Source organism: Bacillus cereus group sp. MG20, assembly GCF_040459885.1.
GTDB classification, from domain to species: Bacteria; Bacillota; Bacilli; order Bacillales; family Bacillaceae_G; genus Bacillus_A; species Bacillus_A cereus.
In genome coordinates, this window is record NZ_JARVHF010000001.1 from 4,074,879 (window position 1) to 4,092,908 (window position 18,030).

The following is an 18,030-nucleotide window of genomic DNA, read 5'->3' on the forward strand; positions in this document are numbered from 1 at the left end:
GAGATATAAATGAGGTGAAGCTATGTCTGTAGTAGGAGAAGAAAGAAAGCGAACCATTCTTGAAAAGGTAGAATTTAAAGGAAAAGTAAAGGTTTCAGAATTAGCGAGAGAATTTGCTGTATCAACAGAAACGATTCGTCGTTATTTAGAAGAATTAGATCGTGAAAAGAAGCTGAAGAAAGTGTATGGTGGAGCTGTTCAACTTCCAGGCGCTGGGGTAGAGGCGCCAATGTTAGAAAGAGAAATGCTACATATAGAAGAGAAGAAAAGAATTGGTTATAAAGCAGCGACATTTGTAGAAGATGGTGATGTCATTGCAATTGATGATGGAAGTACACCGCTTCAAATGGTTCCATACCTTGTTCATCGTAAAAACTTAACGATTGTAACAAGTTCATTTCCAGTCGCAACACAATTAATTTCTTCTATTAATAAAAAGATGTTTCACGGTGAAGTTTTATTTATAGGTGGAAAAGTATCTCCAAAGCATTCGCGTGTATCAGGGTCTATTTCTCAGCAAGTAATACAGCAATTCCATTTTCATAAAGCGTTCGTTTCGATTGATGGGTTATTACCTAGTTTTGGAGTTTCCAGCTTTGAATTAGAGAAAGCGAAATTGTCAGAGGCGATGATGAAATTAGCTGAGAAGACATATATTTTATGTGATCATACGAAGGTAGGCGTGAAAGGGAATTATCGTATAGCAGCATTTTCACGTATTCAACATGTAATTTGTGATAAAAAAATGCCATATAGTTTTGAAGAAGAACTTATGAAGCATAATATTCAGTGGACAGTTTGTTAAATAAAGTGAAAGTACCTAAACTCCCGCCTAATTTTTAGGAGGGAGTTTTATTGTCTGCAAATCGTAAAATAAAAGATTTGCATTTATGCAAAAAGTGGACACATTTTCTCATCTCTTTCATATAATTTACCAATACAAAAAAAGTTGGTCGAAGGAAAGAAGGGAGAACATGTCAGAACGAATATATAATAAACTTGTATTGTACGCGAATATTTTGCAAAAAATTGGTGTCATCAATGAGAAGGAAAAAAGTGAAATTCTTCATACGATAGGTAAAAAAGCCCTTTGAATAAAGGGCTTTATATTTTTTATCTTTAAAAATATAAATTTAATGTAATATTTTCATTGACAATGATAATGATATTCATTATCATTTATTTGTGGATAATTGATAAGGGTTATCAATTATAAAAATTGTATATGATAGGGGATATTATTTTGAAAAAAAATTATATGAAGGCGCTAGTAGTAGCGACAACATTAGCAATTCCATTTGCTACGTATTCTACTCCAGCATTAGCGGCATTAAAAGTTGAAGCAAATCAATCGGTAGCAGCAGCGAGTGATCGCACGTATGATACTGAAATTAAAATATATAAGGACCAAAAAGACGAGCCATCTATGGTTTCTCAATATATAAAAGATCCTAAAGTAACGATTGCAGCTGGTAAAAAAATTGTCACTGTAACAATGCAAGATAGCGATTATTTTCAATATCTTAGAATAGAAGATAGAAACCAGCCTGGTGTATTTCATGATGTGAAGGTTTTGTCAGAAGATAAGAGGAAGAACGGAACGAAAGTAGTCCAATTTGAAATTGGCGAGTTTGAGAAGAAGCACAATATGCAAATGCATATACTTATTCCAGCTATTGGATATGATCACAAATATCAAGTTCAATTTGAAATTAAAGATCCAACTGTAGGTAACAAAGAAACAGAGAAACCAGATGATAACTCTAATTCAGGCAATAGGGAAACGGATAATCCAGTTGATAATCAAAATATGATAACAGATAACAAATTAAGAGAACTTGTGAATAAAAAAGTATTTAATAGAAAAGATTTAAATACACCAATTACGAAAGAAGAGTTATTACAAGTAAAGGATTTATTTTTAAATACAAATGAGATACTTGATTATAGTGCATTAAAATATATGCCAAATTTAAAATCTTTAACAGTTGCGAATGCGAAGATAAAAGACCCGTCGTTCTTTGCGAACTTAAAGCAATTAAATCATTTAGCTTTGCGTGGTAATGAATTTGCAGATGTAACGCCACTTGTTAAGATGGATAATTTAGAATCTCTTGATTTAAGTAATAATAAAATTACAAACGTTGCACCACTAACTGAAATGAAAAATGTAAAAAGTTTATATCTATCAGGCAACCAAATAGAAGATGTAACAGCATTAGCGAAAATGGAACAACTAGATTACTTGAATTTAGCAAATAATAAAATTACGAACGTTGCTCCATTAAGCGCTTTGAAAAATGTAACATACTTAACTTTAGCAGGTAATCAAATTGAAGATATTAAAGCGTTATATTCATTACCTTTAACAGACTTAGTATTAACACGTAATAAAGTTAAAGATTTATCCGGCATTGAGCAAATGAAGCAATTAGAAGAATTGTGGATCGGGAAAAATGAAATAAAAGATGTTACTCCTCTAAGTAAGATGACACAGTTAAAACAATTACACTTACCTAACAATGAGTTAAAGGATATTACGCCATTATCAAGTCTAGTAAACTTACAAAAGCTTGATTTAGAAGCGAATTATATTTCAGACTTATCACCAGTGAGCAATTTGAAAAAATTAGTATTTCTAAGTTTTGTTGCAAATGAAATCCGTGATGTCCGACCAGTTATAGAACTAAGTAAGACGGCTTATATTAATGTCCAAAATCAAAAAGTATTTTTAGAGGAAACAGAAGTAAATAAAGAAGTAAAAGTACCTATATATGAAAAAGATGGTGAGGTTTCTACGAAAATCCGTCTGAAGAGCGATAACGGTACGTATAGTAATGGTGTAGTGAAATGGAGTACATCAGGTGAGAAAGTATATGAATTTGGTGTGAAAGATCCATTCGCGGATACAGGAATCTTCTTTACAGGATCTGTTATTCAAAATGTAGTAGAAAGTAAAGACGGTAATACATCTAAAGAAGATGAGAAAACAGAAGTGGTAGAATTTAAAGATGTACCAAAAGGACATTGGTCAGAAGAAGCAATTAATTACTTAGCGAAAGAAAAGTTATTTATAGGCTATGGAAATGGTGAATTTGGATTTGGGGATAACATTACTCGTGGACAAGTAGCACTTCTAATACAAAGGTACTTAAAATTAGAAAATAATCTAAAACCAAAAACGACATTTACAGATACGAAAGGAAATATGTATGAAACGGCTATTGATGCAGTAGTTCAAGCTGGGATTATGACAGGGTATGGAAATGATACATTCCGTCCAGATGGAGTATTAACTCGATATGAAATGTCAGTAGTACTACAAAGAGTATTTCAGTTAAAAGAAAATGAAAATAGTGCAGAGAACTTTAAAGATATACCAAATGGCCATTGGGCGAAAGGATATGTGAAAGCTTTAGTAGATAATAAAATATCAAAAGGTGACGGGGAAGGGAACTTTTTAGGAGATAATTTCGTAACACGTGAACAATACGCACAGTTTTTATATAACGCAATAAAGAAATAAAGTGAAACTTTAATCAGTGGGGGTCTTACTGCCCGGTAAATAGCGGGATAAAAAATGAGGAAAATACGCTATTCTTTAATTAAAGAATAGCGTATTTTTTTATGTGCAAAATGAAATAGGAAATAGATAGGAGTATAGACATATGAATAGCCTATTTTAAAGAAGAACCACGAAACTATATTGACAAAAAAGCGTTCTCATGTGATAATTCAATTAAATTTTTAGAATAATCAAAAAATATTCCTTTTACATAGAAAGGATTCGAACCTTATATCAATATTATGCCGGGGGTGACGAAATGTTATTTTTTCTGAAGAAATGGAATGAATTAAAAGATGTGAAATCTGAATTGGCACTTCGTGATTGGTTTTATGGTACCAAAATTAGTTTATCGCTATGTACGTCAAAAGAGCCGTTAACATTCTTAGTAAATGTTGAGGGAAGAGATAAAGGGCTATTTTCGGAAGAAGATTTTATTGTCGTAAATTGCATGTGCGAGTCAGTATTTGAAAATGAAGAAAAACCAGCTGCAGAGTCATTTATGCATGCAGATATTTATAAAAAAAGTAGTGCAGGATGTATTTTACAAGTGCAGACTGTAGATAGTCATTTAATATCAGAGTTATATGGAGAAGAAGGAGAAGTAACGTTCGATAAACGCAGTGTGGAGCGTGTTTTCGGAAAAGAAGGTATAACAGAAATGACAATTCCAATTGTAGAAGATGAAAAAAAATTCGCTGATTTATTAGAAAGTAATGTTCCGAATTTCATTGAAGGTGGAGGAGTAGTTCTTGTTCATAATTACGGCATGATTGTGTGGGGGAAAACGCCAGAAGAATCGAAAAAATGGCTAGAGGGTATAGAATATTTAATGAACTATCATGTAAAGTTATTAATGATTAAGGGCGCAAGGAGCTCTGTTATATAAAAATGTATGTGATATGGATACAAGTTAATAAATAAATGAAAGCGTTTTAAAAATAATTTCACTCATAAAATATAGGTCTCCTTATTATATATAGATTACATGTTGACATGTAAGGAGGAACATATTTTGCGAGTTAAATATCATTTTCTGCCAAAGCAGCAAGTAACATTTTGCAAAATAAATGATTCTGGTGAAGAGGCACTGCAAATGATGAACGAAACGGGATTTCGAGCCATCCCGGTATTAGCAGAAGATGAGAAGAAATTCACAGGGATTATTTATAAAGTAGATTTATTAGAAAAAAAATGCAATAGCGGATTAGATCATGTAAGTGCAGGAGATATGCTTGACAATTCCAATGCATTTATTTTTGAAAAGGATTCCTTCTTCAGAGCCTTTTATGTAATTCGTCGGCTTCCGTTTTTAGCCGTGCTAAATGATTATAATGAATTTGTCGGTATGTTAACGCATTCGAATATATTTGATGTTATTGAAGATTCATTTGGTATGCGAACAGGTGGTTATATATTAACAATTGCAACACAAGATTGTAAGGGGACGATTAAAGAGCTTGGGACATTGTTAAAAGCATATAATATCGGTGGTTTGTTTACACTCGATAACGGTGATCAATATATCCGTCGGGTTATTGTAAATATATCAGATGAGTTAGATGAAACAAGATTAAAGCAATTAATCGGAAAAATAGAGAAAAAAGGATTCAGAGTGAGTCATGTAGATTATATTTAAGTTAAAAAGAAAAGTACCTATCTGTTATATACAGATAGGTACTTTTTTGTCCCGTTATTTGTGGGCGGTAAGATCCCCACCTCAAAATTCAGTGAAAGCAATGGGGGGCTTCCCGTAAAAGCCCGATTGGTGAGGGCTGGTTATATGTGAGTAATGAACTTTATTTTGAAACAGGAGGCGGGGATAATGCTAGATCAGATAAAAAAATAAAGTCTGCATGCTCACGAATTTTAGGGATAGAAGTTTCAATAACGCGTGATGTAATTTCACCTGGGGGGCCCACATGCCCGATAGCTACCATAATGGGTTTTTCTTGAATTTTTTTGATGAGTAATTGGGCTTGTTTTGAAATATGTCCTGCTGTATACACATCATCAAAAAATAGTTGGTTTTCAATAATAGGAACTCCTAATTCTTTTCCGATTTTTGGGACGACACTCTTAGGATTCGTTTTACTATCTAAGTAAAATAAACCGTGTTTTTTACAAGCAGCAAGTATAAGGCGAACAATTCTTTCATCCGCTGTTACTTTTGACCCCATATGATTGTTCATTCCAATTGCATGCGGAACTTCTTGAATCGCTTGTTCAAGTCGGTTGTTTATTTCTTCATCGCTTAAATCGGTTGTAATGGCTTTCGGCCCAAGCCATTCTTTTTTACCTTTAATAGGTTCCATTGGCATATGTATAATAACTTCATGGCCTTTCTTATGGGCAGCTATTGCATCTTCTTTTGTGGAAGGAAGAAAAGGCATAACAGCAACAGTTAGTGGAATTGGAAGTGACAACATTTGATTAGTCCCCTTCATATTATTGCCGAAATCATCAATGACAATAGCAACTTTATTCGTATGAGCAGTTGCTTGAATAGGAAATAAGAAGGACGGTAAAAACAAAACAATGATGAATAATGCAATCGTATATTTTCGCATATAAATATTTCCTTTCTCTTGTTATCCCGCTATTTGTGGGTAGTAAGACTCCCACCTCAACATTGGGCTGGATAGGTGGGAGATTCACTGCCAATAAACGCCCGATTGGTGAATGCTAATAATCAGTGGGGCTGAACAAAAAACACTGATGAAAGTTTCACTTTATCAATCATCATTATGTTTTGCTTTTTTATATAAATTAAACAAAAAATGTCGAAGAAAAGTAGGTGGAAAATTAAGAATCCCCGGTTTACGTAGAATTTGTAAAAAAAGAAGATGAAAAAAATGTCTATTATTGCGAATGTATTTACAAAGATAGAATAATTTGTAATAATTCTCAAAGTGAGGGTAAAGATTTGTAAATTACAGGGAGAAAATGTTAAATTTTCTGATTCTTCAAATTTGCATATGATTAAGTAGTTAAAAAAGTCAATGGAGAAGTGAACTTGAGAGCATGGAAGTATAATAAGGGGGATATGGATGTTTACTGTAAAAAGGAAGTACACATTAGAAAAGCTTTCACGTGATATTCATATGAAACGTGAAGAAATGATTCAACTAGGATTAACAAGTGGGCTAAATAGTAAGGAGACAATTCAAGTTAGTCAAGAATTGGACAAGCTTATTTTACAATATCAGTGTTATAAAGAAAAACAAACACCGAAATGGTTTTCAATTATAAAAATACCTATTTTCCAAATCGGGTATGAAGGAAAATCAAATAATTTTTGGCGAATGCTTGTCGCTGGTTTTATGAAATAAGTATAATTACCCTTATAGGATAAGGATAATTATACTATGTGTAACGGAATTTCGATATGAACTGTCGTTCCTTCGTTTTCTGTACTGTCAATAAAAATATGCCCATTATACATCTCTACAATTCGTTTACATATGACAAGTCCAAGACCTGTTCCAGTATCTTTATTAGTAAAGAACGGATGAAAGAGGTGTTTTTGAATATGTTGTGGAATCCCTTTCCCAGTATCTATAATCTGCAATTGTGCATGTGTTTCATTGTTTTTTACTACAATGGTTAGTGTATCACTAGAAGTCATAGCCTCAATTGCATTTTTTGTAATGTTTAAAACCACTTGTTTCATATGGTCTTTCGAACAACGGATATGAACGGGATGGTCTGGCAAATGTAAATGGAATACAATGTTATGTAAATTCGCCTCAGATTGAATAATTAATGCTACCTCATTTAGAATTGTTCTTACATCATATGTTTGTTCGATGATGGCGGTTGGCTTTCCGAGAATAAGAAATTCACTTACAATTTCATTGATTCGCTCTATTTCTTGTTCAATTACGGAAAAGTAGAACTGATCTTGTTCATCTTTATATTTCTCTTTTAATAGAGCAACGAGTCCTTTAATTCCAGTAAGAGGATTACGGATTTCGTGTGCTGTACTTGCTGCAAAAGTTCCAACTAATTCAATTTTCTGTAGTTCGTTTTGTTGTCTTTCAAGTTTTGTTTGACGTTTTAACAACATATATTGAGCAAGTAAAAATAAAATAGACATTAAAAATAAAGTAGCGATACACTCTATTGCAACCCACTGGTATAAGGTTTTCTGATGAATAGGTAATGGAGAAACAGAGACCTTCCAATTTAATCTTTGGAGTGGGGTAGTAAGCATATTAGAATGCGTATCACTTGTGTCGTTATTATCATCGGTTAGAAAAACTACATCATGTTTATCAGTTACCTCAAAATGGTATTGTGGTTTAATGGCATTTAAAGAAGATGAAATGTAATCAAAGCGTAAACTAGCTAATAATAATCCTGAGAGCTCTTTCTGTTTATTGAATATGGGGGTAGCAATCATAATAGCTTTATGTCCAAGAACGCGATCAGTAATGACTGATGATACAGTGGTTTTTTTAGTTTGTAGCACGTCTTGAATATATTTACGGTCTGAAACATCTATAGGCTTTGATTCATCTTCAGATGCGATTGTAATGACCCCTTCTGGTGTAGCGTAATATAAACCAGAAAAGCGTGCATCGTTCCCATCTGTATCATGTACAATTTGTTTAATGCCGTTTATATTACCAGTCTCGGTGCCTACAACTTTTGCAAGCATGTCTAAAGCAGAAATTGCTTCACCAAGATGATGATCTAAATAATCTCTATATAAAAAGAGAACTGTATGAGCGGATAATTTGTTTTCCTGTTTCATTTTATATGTATGATACGAATAAAATGTAGCACCAATCCCTATTGTCGGTAGGATAACAAGCAATATATATATAATTATGCTTTGGAATTTGACTTTCAAATGTGGTACTCCTTCTTTTTTTATTATCATTATATATAAACTATGTTAAAATTGTCATGTTTTTATTCAAGAATGATTCTTAATATATTAGGGGAGAGGAAATGGATGAGTGAATGCTCATTCGGAATTCACATGAAGTATGAAGTGGCATTTTCTTTTTATTGGTGAGAATTTAAGTGAAGGGTTGAAAGTTGTATGACATCAAATAATGAACGAGAAGATATTTCTCAATCTTTAAAAGTATTTATTGCATTATCTCGTGTACATCGTTCTGTTATGGATACTACAAATAAATCTATACAAAGTAACGGGTTAAATCCAACTGAATTTGCTGTATTAGAACTGCTATATCATAAAGGCGGTCAACCACTCCAGCAAATTGGTGAGCGCATTTTAATAGCCAGTGGCAGCATTACATATGTTGTAGATAAGCTGGAGAAAAAGGGATTAGTAAAGAGAATCCCATGTCCGAATGACAGACGTGTTATTTACGCGCAATTAACTGAGTCTGGCGAGAACTTTATTGCTTCTATTTTTCCGGGGCATGAGAAAGTTATACATCAGTCTTTTGAAATGTTAACGAAAGATGAAAAAGATGAATTACTTGATCTATTAAAAAAAATTGGGAAGTATGAAAAATAATAATATGTTCCAAAGGAGCTTTGGATAAATAAATCCAGGGCTTTTTTATTTGCAATGAACTCAGAGTAGTCACTGCCGAATTTTGTTGAAAATTAAGAGGGAATTCGAGAATACGTATTGAATTATAATAAAGGTATGTAATGGAGAGGAGGCTCGTTCATGTCATTTAAAGACTATGAATATAAACGCCCAAATATTGAAGAGTTAAAAGAGAAATTTACTGTTGCTTTGGAGAAGTTTGATAACGCAAAAACTGTAGAAGAACAAAAACAAGTCATTCATTCAATTAATGAAATTCGCAACGATTTTGGTACAATGGGAAACCTTTGTTACATTCGCCATTCTGTTGATACGACGGATACTTTTTATAAGGAGGAGCAGGATTTCTTTGATGAATTCTCTCCAGTTGTACAAGGATATGGTACAAAATATTATAAGGCACTTATTAATTCTCCATTTCGTGAAGAATTAGAGGCGTATTATGGAAAACAATTATTTGCTCTAGCAGAATGTGATTTAAAAACATATTCAGATGAAGTCGTGAAAGATTTACAATTAGAAAATAAATTATCGTCGCAATATACACAGTTATTAGCATCCGCAAAAATTGACTTTGCTGGAGAAGAAAGAACGTTATCGCAATTGATTCCGTTTATGCAAGGAAAAGAAAGAAGCGAACGTAAAGCAGCAAGTGAAGCATACTACGGATTTTTAGCTGGAAATGAGGAAGAACTAGATCGTATTTATGATGAGCTTGTTAAAGTGAGAACGAAAATCGCAAAATCTTTAGGTTTCAAAACCTTTGTTGAACTTGGATATGCAAGAATGTACCGTACAGATTATAATGCGGAGATGGTGGCTAATTACCGTCAGCAAGTGCTGGATTATATCGTTCCCGTTACAACGGAATTAAGAAAGCGACAACAAGCACGTATCGGTGTAGAGAAGTTAGCTTATTACGACGAAAACTTTGAGTTTGCTACAGGTAACCCAACTCCAAAAGGAGATGCGGATTGGATTGTTGATCATGGAAAGACGATGTATAAAGAGTTATCGGCTGAAACAGATGAATTTTTCAATTTCATGCTAGATAACGATTTATTAGATTTAGTTGCGAAAAAAGGAAAAGCTGGTGGCGGATATTGTACATATATTGAGAATTATAAAGCGCCATTTATTTTCTCAAACTTCAATGGAACATCTGGTGACATTGATGTATTAACACATGAAGCAGGTCATGCTTTCCAAGTATATGAAAGTCGTAAATTTGAAATTCCAGAATATAATTGGCCAACATATGAGGCATGTGAAATCCACTCTATGAGTATGGAATTCTTTACATGGCCATGGATGAAGCTATTCTTTGAAGAAGATGCAGATAAATATTACTTCTCTCACTTAAGTTCAGCACTTCTGTTTTTACCTTATGGTGTATCTGTTGATGAATATCAACATTATGTATATGAAAATCCTGAAGCATCACCTGAAGAGCGTAAGACAGCATGGCGTAACATAGAGAAGAAATATTTACCGCATCGTGATTATGAGGATAATGATTATTTAGAGCGCGGTGGTTTTTGGCAACGTCAAGGGCATATTTATAGCTCACCTTTCTATTATATTGATTACACGCTTGCTCAAATTTGTGCGCTACAATTTTGGAAACGTGCAAGAGATAATAGACAAGAGGCATGGGAAGATTATGTGAATCTGTGCCAACAAGGTGGAAGTAAATCGTTCTTAGAATTAGTAGAAGTTGCAAATTTAACATCACCATTTGCTGAAGGCTGTGTGAAAAGTGTTATTACAGAAATTGAAGCATGGTTACATGCGATTGACGACACAAAATTGTAAAAAACATACGCTTTTTTTCACATGTTTAACATCGACATAATGGGAAAATGATGAGATAATAAAAGAAAATTCAGAATACTAAAGAGGTGTTTCTAATAAGGAGCACCTCTTTTCACCAACAAAAAGGGGGGAAAGAAGTATGCTTCAATCTAATATGGATGTGAGTTTAGAAAGTTTAGTAAGCTCATTACAGTCTACTCGAAGCACGCTATTATCAGAAATTGAAATGTTAAATGATACAGAAGTGAATGTAAAGCCACGCCGTGATAAATGGAGTATTATTCAAATTTTACACCACTTGCATTTAGTTGAACAATCTGTCACGTCTGCCCTTGTATATGCTTTACAAAAAAATGAAAGAAACATGACTCCATTTAAAGACCTCCAACTTACGCTTGATCGCACACATAAACGAGAAGCTCCTCAGCAAATGCAACCAACAGAAACTTTAATGAAAAAACAGCAAGGAATTCAATTACTAGAACATTCACGACAAGAACTATTACATGCGCTTCATAGTGTTATAGATGAAAAAGATCTATTTGAAAATGGATTAAAGCATCCTGTTTTTAATGATCTGAATTTGTATCAATGGGTTCAATTTCTTGATTTGCATGAACAAAGACATCTTACGCAATTAAAAGAGGCGAAACATGCAATTTTGCAGCGCTAAAGTGGAAGAAGTGGGAAACCACTTCTTTTTTTGATACGTGCATAGTTTTCTTTCTTATTTTGGAATACTACATGGAGAAAGAAAAGAAGGAGTTGAAAAATATGTCTAAGAAGAAGCGAGAAGAAGAGCGCGCCTGGAAAGCGCGTAAAGAAAATCAACAACCGCACGGAAAAGTGAAAGCTTTTGCTGAATTAGTTGAAGGAACAGAAAAAACGTGATGATTATTTCATCACGTTTTTTGTATGAGTGGAAAAGTTAATAAAAAGGTTGTACCGATTCCTTTTTCACTTATAATATCAATTTTTCCATTCATAGCTTGAACAACACTGAATACGACCATCATTCCAAGTCCAGTGCCTTTTTCTTTCGTTGAATAGAAAGGCGAGCCAAGACGTTTTACTTGTTCTGAATCCATACCGACTCCTGTATCTTTTATATATAACTGAATATGCTTATGGTCAGGAACTAATGTGAAATAAAGGTCACCGCCTTTTGGCATAGCCTCAATGCAATTTTTTAAAATATTTAATAAACATTGATTTAGTTTTTGCTTTTCTCCAGCGATAAAAAAAGAAGTGCTTTGCTTTATATAATGAGTACGTACATTTGTTAAATTAGCAAGCGGTGTAATTAACGACAATGCATGTAGTAATTCTTCTTCTAACTGTAATGTTTGTTCTTTTTCAATGCTTGGTTTAGCAAAGGTTAAATAATCTGTAAGAACATGATTTGCTTGTTCAATGCCGTTAATGGCAATATCGATATATAATTTTCGTTCCTGCTCAGTGCATGTATCTGATTGTAACAGTTGTAAAAACCCTTTTGTTGAAGTTAATGGATTGCGAATTTCATGAGAGATAGACGCTGCCATTTCACCAATTAAATGAAATTTTTCAGCATTTATAAGTTCGTTTTGGAGACGAACTTGAGTTTGTAATATGTGTAGTAAATATAAAATTAGAATCGTACCAAGCATTGAACATAACTCATACACAATAATATGCGGTATATAATCAGTCTTATTTGTAACCTTTGAAAGGAAGAAGGGTATCCAACTAAATCCGTATGTGAGACTGTAGATAATAGCAAGTGTTATTTTTATACGATTAGAAGTTCGATTGAAAAATTTATAGGTTAATAGTAGAACAATAAATAGAAGAACAGAACCGATAAGAGATGGGAAAACACCGATCCCACCTAATAATAAGCGATATATGTTTAATACAACTAAGATAGAACCACCAGCAATAGGCCCTCCCGTTAATGTACCGACAATTAATACAATATGGCGCATATCAAATTGAAAACCATTATTTGTTTTTGCTGCAAATGTAATACAGAGTACGGTAGCGAGGCAACAGAGTACAATGAATATAGCTGAATTTAATTTAGGAGAGCGTTTCCCTTTTTGATTCCAAAATAAATGATATACGAGCATTGTAATCAGGATGAATAATATATTTAAAAAGAGATAAATAATAAAGGATTTCAGTGGGATGCCTCCTCTCTTCTTATATTAAATTAATCATACTATAAAATGAAAGAAATGAAATGATAAATAGCGGAAAAATCAGAAATTTTTACGCTAGTATACAATATGTTACAATAAGCTGTGTCAATGAAAGAAGAAATTCCGTGCACCGCGCGGGAGAGGTTCGCGAACTCCCTCTATAAAAAACTATGGAAACAACAATATCCTTAGGTATTGTTTTGTTTTTTTATTGTGACAGTTCAAGAACGTTCTTTCTTCTTATTTATAGTAGAGAAGGAGAATGAGTGAAATGAAAAAAGAAAAAGCAGTTGTTGTTTTTAGTGGAGGACAAGATAGTACGACATGTTTATTTTGGGCAATAGAGCAGTTTGCAGAGGTAGAAGCTGTAACATTTAATTACAATCAACGTCATAAGCTAGAAATTGATTGTGCAGCGGAAATTGCAAAAGAGCTAGGAATAAAGCATACGGTACTAGATATGAGTCTATTAAATCAACTTGCTCCAAATGCGTTAACGAGAACGGATATGGAGATTACACATGAAGAAGGTGAATTGCCATCGACATTTGTAGATGGACGAAATTTACTCTTCCTATCATTTGCTGCTGTATTAGCAAAACAAGTTGGAGCACGTCATATTGTAACAGGTGTATGTGAAACTGATTTCAGTGGTTATCCAGACTGCCGTGACGTGTTTGTGAAATCGTTAAACGTTACTTTAAATTTATCTATGGATTACCCGTTTGTCATTCACACGCCACTTATGTGGATTGATAAAGCTGAAACATGGAAATTATCAGATGAACTTGGAGCATTTGAGTTTGTTCGGGAAAAAACATTAACATGTTATAACGGAATCATTGGTGATGGTTGCGGTGAATGTCCAGCATGTCAACTTCGTAAAGCAGGATTAGATACGTACCTACAGGAACGCGAAGGAGCGAACAACTAATGGATAACTTTTTTGGATTTCGCATCGTAGAGAATTTGCAAAAAATGGACAAGGATATTCAGCGTAAACAACTCAAATACCATAATAAAAGAGTAATGGTCAGCAAGGAATTTACATTTGATGCAGCACACCATTTACACTGTTATGAAGGGAAATGTAAAAACTTACATGGTCACACATATAAAGTTGTATTTGGAATTAGTGGATATGTAAATGAAATAGGTCTTGCAATTGACTTTGGAGATATAAAAGAAATTTGGAAGAATGAAATCGAAATTTATTTAGATCATCGTTATTTAAACGAAACGTTACCTGCAATGAATACGACTGCTGAAAATATGGTCGTTTGGATTTATGAAAAGATGGCAGAAGCACTAACAAAAGAGAATCGAGTGAACGAATATAAAGGAGCTCGCGTTGAATTTGTTCGTCTATTTGAGACGCCGACTAGTTATGCGGAAGTAAGACGGGAGTGGATGCTTGATGAGTAAAATCCCTGTCTTAGAAATATTCGGTCCGACTATTCAAGGTGAAGGAATGGTTGTAGGGCAAAAGACAATGTTTATCCGTACAGCTGGTTGTGATTATAGCTGTGCTTGGTGTGATTCTGCTTTTACGTGGGATGGATCAGCTAAAGATCAAATTAGACAGATGACACCAGAAGATATTTGGGATGAGCTTGTTGCAATTGGAGGAGAAAATTTTTCTCATGTTACGATTTCAGGCGGAAATCCGGCATTACTGAAAAATATTGAGTTTCTTCTTTCAATATTAAAAGAAAATGGAATGCGAACGGCAATTGAAACGCAAGGGAGTAAATGGCAAGATTGGTTACTTCAAATTGATGAGGTAACAATTTCTCCAAAACCACCAAGTTCGACGATGAAAACAGATTTTCAGAAGTTAGATGCTATTATTCAGAAACTAGCAGGAAAAGATATTAGTTTAAAAGTAGTAGTATTCGATGATCATGATTTTGAATATGCAGTTAAGATGCACGAACGTTATCCAGGTGTACCATTTTTCCTGCAAGTAGGAAACGATGATACAAAAACAGTGGATGATGCGATGCTTATTAAAAAATTATTAGATAAGTATGAGTGGCTGATTGATAAAGCTGTAAATTGTAAAGAGATGAATGATGCAAAAGTATTGCCTCAGCTTCATGCGTTAGTATGGGGAAATAAACGCGGCGTATAACGAGAAGGGATGTTTAAAATGACTGGAAGATTAGATGAAGATTTAAAAGATGTAACATTATTAGGAAATCAAAATACAAAATATTTATTTGAATATAGCCCAGAAATATTAGAGGTATTTGATAATAATCATCCAAACCGTGATTATTTTGTAAAATTCAATTGTCCTGAATTTACAAGTTTATGTCCGAAAACAGGACAACCAGATTTTGCAACAATTTATATTAGCTATATTCCAGAGCAAAAAATGGTAGAGAGTAAATCTTTAAAGTTGTATTTATTTAGTTTCCGCAATCATGGTGATTTCCACGAAGATTGCATGAACGTTATTATGAACGATTTAATTAAATTAATGGATCCACGTTACATTGAGGTATGGGGGAAATTCACACCACGTGGTGGCATTTCAATTGATCCATACTGCAACTACGGTCGCCCAGGGACGAAGTATGAACAAATGGCTGACTACCGCATGATGAACCACGATCTATATCCGGAAACAATTGATAATCGTTAATAGAAAGAAAGGGCCTGTATACTATACAGGCCCTTTCTTTCTATTATATTATGCATTTTGATTAATGACAGTATAGTTTTTATGACTTACAACTGTAAGAGGTTCCATATCTAGTTCTCTAAAATTCTTCATAATTGTTATATCAACAATAACAGAGTTTTGATTTACTTTTTGAACACGGCCTTGCATTCCACCTTTAAATTCGATGATATCTCCAGTTTCTGCGATCTGCATAAGCAACTCTCCTTGTTACAGTTTTCCCAAAAAAAGAATAAATTTGGGTTTTTTTATTTCCTCCTATTTTGAACCATATTTCCTACTTTGTAAATGTTTCCAAAGTAAAAATTCGAAAAATATTCACTTTTTGTAAGAAAATATGTAGAAAATCCATGTTATTTGAAAAAAATAGCAAAAATGCGAGAATCTTTATATCGAGGTATAATGAAAAAGTAGAATAACCTGCTGAAGTGGGAGAAATTAGAGGCGGTAAAATGATGTTTGAATTTGTGGGGAGTGTTATAGCTTTAATTTTATTTTTATTTTCTTATATGCATTTAAAAAAGATTCGTCAATATGATACGAGTACATATTTTGATGGGATGGATGGTATCCATGCTTCGATAACGCATGATAGTGGTGGGGAGATGTAAAGGTATATGACTTTCTTTTCTTGCGTGGTATGATGTTTAGAACTAGTGCATAATAGAGTTCGTAAGTGATGAATGGAGAGTGAAAAGAATGAAGATTTCTTTTATTCGTCATGGTTGTTTAGGTCGTATAAGAGAACCGATGACAATTAATTCATTTCACGAATGGATGAAACAGTATGATTCCGAGTCAATGATACAAAAAGCTAAAATGCCGATAGAAACAATAGAGGCAATTGAAGCAGCGAAATTTGTCTTAACAAGTGATCAAAGGCGTGCTGTACAATCAGCAGCTGAATTAACGGATTCTTTATCTTTTATGCAAAACTCTCTTTTTAGAGAAGCTGAAGTTCCTTCATACTTTTTTGCTCCGAAGTGGTTGAAATGCACAATTAAGGTATGGATGTTCATTGGGCGCACATTATGGATACTTGGCTACCATAAAGATGTTGAGTCTTATAAGGAAGTAAGAGAGAGGGCAAGGCAAGCGGCTTACCTGTTACATCGTTATGCTCTCGTACATGGAAGTATTGCTCTTGTAGGTCATAATTATTTTAATTCGATGATTGGAACGGAGCTGAGGGCAATGGGATGGTCTGGTTCTCCTATTTTGCATAGAAAGCCATGGGGATGTACAACATATACGTTTCACGAGGCGATGGATGGAAATATATTAAATACGAATTTAACATAAAAGCACACGATTTATATAAATCGTGTGCTTTCTTTTTAAGATATAGAAATTTTGACGTTTAATGGTTTTACGAGATGAGCATAAGGTTCGCCTACTAGCATAACAATTTCATCTTTTTTATAACCTAACTTTTCGTATAGTGAATAGGCGCGTGTGTTTTCTAAATTAACAAGTAAAGCGATTTTTTCATGCCCTTTTTCAGTTGCATAGATTTCGGCAGCTTCAATTAATTTAGAACCAATACCTTTTCCACCGTGTGCACTTGAAACTGATAATGTATCAATGTAATACTCATCAAGCTCAGCTTCTTTTTCTAACGTAATCGATTCATCTTTATGTAATTCTCTTAAGTGATGTACAATTGGTGCGTCAAGCTGTGTTGCTTCACTACCGTGATAAGCGACAATAATTCCAACTGCACTCTCGTCTTGTTCATAAATAAAACAGTTTTCGTAGCTCAGACGGTTATTTTCTTTTGAGAACCATGTCTCAAGTCCTAGTAATACTTCTGCTTCAACTGTGCTACCTGTGATTTTTTCAGCAATTTCATGCAGAGCATTATACAATAAAGGAGCTATTGCCATTGCATCTGTCTTTTTTGCTTTCCGAATCATAGTATCCCTCCTAGTTCTATTTGTATATTGTAGCATAGTGGTATGGAACTTTGCATAATTGAATGCCGAAATGTTTGATATAGAGAAGTAGCTATGTTAGTATATGATATTTAGTGGACATATAGTAAAACGATATTGTTTGCGAAATAACGAAAATAAAATCATGGCATAACAACAAGATAAAGTGAAATGTTAATCAGTAAGATTTTTTGTTCATTCCACGACTGATTAGTAGTCAACACCAATCGGACTACCCGCAAATAGCGGGATAATTTTACAGTTGTTGACCTATAGAATATACGATAGAATAAAATATTGCAGAG

At 33.7% G+C, this 18,030-nt stretch carries 20 protein-coding genes and 1 riboswitch; of the genes, 15 read left to right on the forward strand and 5 right to left on the reverse strand.

Annotated features, from left to right (window positions below):
- Positions 1 to 22 precede the first annotated feature (22 nt).
- From QCI81_RS20895 to cbpA, 4 genes are all read left to right on the forward strand, one after another.
- Complete coding sequence (locus QCI81_RS20895; protein WP_000117666.1) at positions 23 to 805, forward strand: DeoR/GlpR family DNA-binding transcription regulator; 783 nt, start codon at positions 23 to 25, stop codon at positions 803 to 805.
- A 420-nt stretch (positions 806 to 1,225) separates the two neighbouring features.
- Positions 1,226 to 3,526, forward strand: a complete 2,301-nt coding sequence (locus tag QCI81_RS20900) for an NEAT domain-containing leucine-rich repeat protein (RefSeq protein WP_071730704.1) — start codon at positions 1,226 to 1,228, stop codon at positions 3,524 to 3,526.
- 298 nt (positions 3,527 to 3,824) lie between these two features.
- The gene (locus QCI81_RS20905; RefSeq protein WP_053564937.1) at positions 3,825 to 4,454 is read left to right on the forward strand and encodes a class II aldolase/adducin family protein; all 630 of its coding nucleotides are present in this window, start codon (positions 3,825 to 3,827) and stop codon (positions 4,452 to 4,454) included.
- A 126-nt stretch (positions 4,455 to 4,580) separates the two neighbouring features.
- Positions 4,581 to 5,204, forward strand: coding sequence for a cyclic di-AMP binding protein CbpA (gene cbpA / locus QCI81_RS20910; protein ID WP_053564936.1), 624 nt, complete (start codon positions 4,581 to 4,583; stop codon positions 5,202 to 5,204).
- Between the two features lie 160 nt (positions 5,205 to 5,364).
- Here the strand turns inward: cbpA and QCI81_RS20915 are convergent, their stop codons facing one another.
- Positions 5,365 to 6,135, reverse strand: a complete 771-nt coding sequence (locus tag QCI81_RS20915) for a divergent polysaccharide deacetylase family protein (protein ID WP_001234111.1) — start codon at positions 6,133 to 6,135, stop codon at positions 5,365 to 5,367.
- 480 nt (positions 6,136 to 6,615) lie between these two features.
- On the opposite strand from QCI81_RS20915, the gene QCI81_RS20920 reads away from it, so the two are divergent.
- Positions 6,616 to 6,897: an aspartyl-phosphate phosphatase Spo0E family protein gene (locus QCI81_RS20920; protein WP_000495527.1), complete on the forward strand. Its 282-nt coding sequence runs from the start codon at positions 6,616 to 6,618 to the stop codon at positions 6,895 to 6,897.
- 29 nt (positions 6,898 to 6,926) lie between these two features.
- Here the strand turns inward: QCI81_RS20920 and QCI81_RS20925 are convergent, their stop codons facing one another.
- Entirely contained in the window at positions 6,927 to 8,423 is a 1,497-nt protein-coding gene (locus QCI81_RS20925) for a DUF3149 domain-containing protein (RefSeq protein WP_053564935.1), read from the reverse strand.
- A gap of 195 nt (positions 8,424 to 8,618) precedes the next feature.
- On the opposite strand from QCI81_RS20925, the gene QCI81_RS20930 reads away from it, so the two are divergent.
- The 4 genes from QCI81_RS20930 to QCI81_RS20945 all read left to right on the forward strand — a co-directional run bounded on the left by QCI81_RS20930 (position 8,619) and on the right by QCI81_RS20945 (position 11,810).
- On the forward strand, positions 8,619 to 9,065 hold the full coding sequence (locus QCI81_RS20930; protein WP_000203336.1) for a MarR family winged helix-turn-helix transcriptional regulator: 447 nt from the start codon (positions 8,619 to 8,621) through the stop codon (positions 9,063 to 9,065).
- Between the two features lie 159 nt (positions 9,066 to 9,224).
- Positions 9,225 to 10,919 (forward strand): M3 family oligoendopeptidase, encoded by a 1,695-nt coding sequence (locus tag QCI81_RS20935; protein ID WP_063546912.1) that lies wholly within the window; start codon positions 9,225 to 9,227, stop codon positions 10,917 to 10,919.
- Positions 10,920 to 11,058: 139 nt separating this feature from the next.
- Entirely contained in the window at positions 11,059 to 11,592 is a 534-nt protein-coding gene (locus QCI81_RS20940) for a DinB family protein (protein ID WP_000941977.1), read from the forward strand.
- 101 nt (positions 11,593 to 11,693) lie between these two features.
- Positions 11,694 to 11,810, forward strand: coding sequence for a DUF6254 family protein (locus tag QCI81_RS20945; RefSeq protein WP_000038355.1), 117 nt, complete (start codon positions 11,694 to 11,696; stop codon positions 11,808 to 11,810).
- Between the two features lie 11 nt (positions 11,811 to 11,821).
- Here QCI81_RS20945 and kinB read toward each other — a convergent pair whose 3' ends face one another.
- Positions 11,822 to 13,030, reverse strand: a complete 1,209-nt coding sequence (kinB, locus tag QCI81_RS20950; RefSeq protein WP_000964151.1) for a sporulation sensor histidine kinase KinB — start codon at positions 13,028 to 13,030, stop codon at positions 11,822 to 11,824.
- A 206-nt stretch (positions 13,031 to 13,236) separates the two neighbouring features.
- Positions 13,237 to 13,280: riboswitch (PreQ1 riboswitch) on the forward strand.
- Positions 13,281 to 13,373: 93 nt separating this feature from the next.
- Between kinB and queC the strand changes: the two genes are divergently transcribed.
- Genes queC through queF form a run of 4 tightly spaced genes read left to right on the forward strand, consistent with a single transcriptional unit; the run spans position 13,374 to position 15,752 of the window.
- A complete protein-coding gene (gene queC / locus QCI81_RS20955; RefSeq protein WP_000711595.1) occupies positions 13,374 to 14,036 on the forward strand; it encodes a 7-cyano-7-deazaguanine synthase QueC in 663 nt (220 codons plus the stop codon).
- The gene (gene queD / locus QCI81_RS20960; RefSeq protein WP_000368414.1) at positions 14,036 to 14,527 is read left to right on the forward strand and encodes a 6-carboxytetrahydropterin synthase QueD; all 492 of its coding nucleotides are present in this window, start codon (positions 14,036 to 14,038) and stop codon (positions 14,525 to 14,527) included. Before queC ends, queD begins: the two co-directional genes overlap by 1 nt.
- Positions 14,520 to 15,236 carry a 7-carboxy-7-deazaguanine synthase QueE gene (gene queE / locus QCI81_RS20965; RefSeq protein WP_000036299.1) on the forward strand — a complete coding sequence of 239 codons (717 nt, stop codon included), beginning with the start codon at positions 14,520 to 14,522 and terminating at the stop codon, positions 15,234 to 15,236. The genes queD and queE overlap by 8 nt, the downstream gene beginning before the upstream one ends.
- An 18-nt stretch (positions 15,237 to 15,254) precedes the next feature.
- A complete protein-coding gene (queF, locus tag QCI81_RS20970; protein WP_001986050.1) occupies positions 15,255 to 15,752 on the forward strand; it encodes a preQ(1) synthase in 498 nt (165 codons plus the stop codon).
- 48 nt (positions 15,753 to 15,800) lie between these two features.
- Here queF and QCI81_RS20975 read toward each other — a convergent pair whose 3' ends face one another.
- Positions 15,801 to 15,986 (reverse strand): YkvS family protein, encoded by a 186-nt coding sequence (locus QCI81_RS20975; RefSeq protein WP_001165082.1) that lies wholly within the window; start codon positions 15,984 to 15,986, stop codon positions 15,801 to 15,803.
- 260 nt (positions 15,987 to 16,246) lie between these two features.
- Here QCI81_RS20975 and QCI81_RS20980 point away from each other — a divergent pair, with 260 nt between their 5' ends.
- Positions 16,247 to 16,402 carry a hypothetical protein gene (locus tag QCI81_RS20980; protein ID WP_000461432.1) on the forward strand — a complete coding sequence of 52 codons (156 nt, stop codon included), beginning with the start codon at positions 16,247 to 16,249 and terminating at the stop codon, positions 16,400 to 16,402.
- Positions 16,403 to 16,490: 88 nt separating this feature from the next.
- Positions 16,491 to 17,093 (forward strand): hypothetical protein, encoded by a 603-nt coding sequence (locus QCI81_RS20985; RefSeq protein WP_000703093.1) that lies wholly within the window; start codon positions 16,491 to 16,493, stop codon positions 17,091 to 17,093.
- 35 nt (positions 17,094 to 17,128) lie between these two features.
- Here QCI81_RS20985 and QCI81_RS20990 read toward each other — a convergent pair whose 3' ends face one another.
- Positions 17,129 to 17,707, reverse strand: coding sequence for a GNAT family N-acetyltransferase (locus QCI81_RS20990; protein ID WP_000619547.1), 579 nt, complete (start codon positions 17,705 to 17,707; stop codon positions 17,129 to 17,131).
- Positions 17,708 to 18,030: the final 323 nt, after the last annotated feature.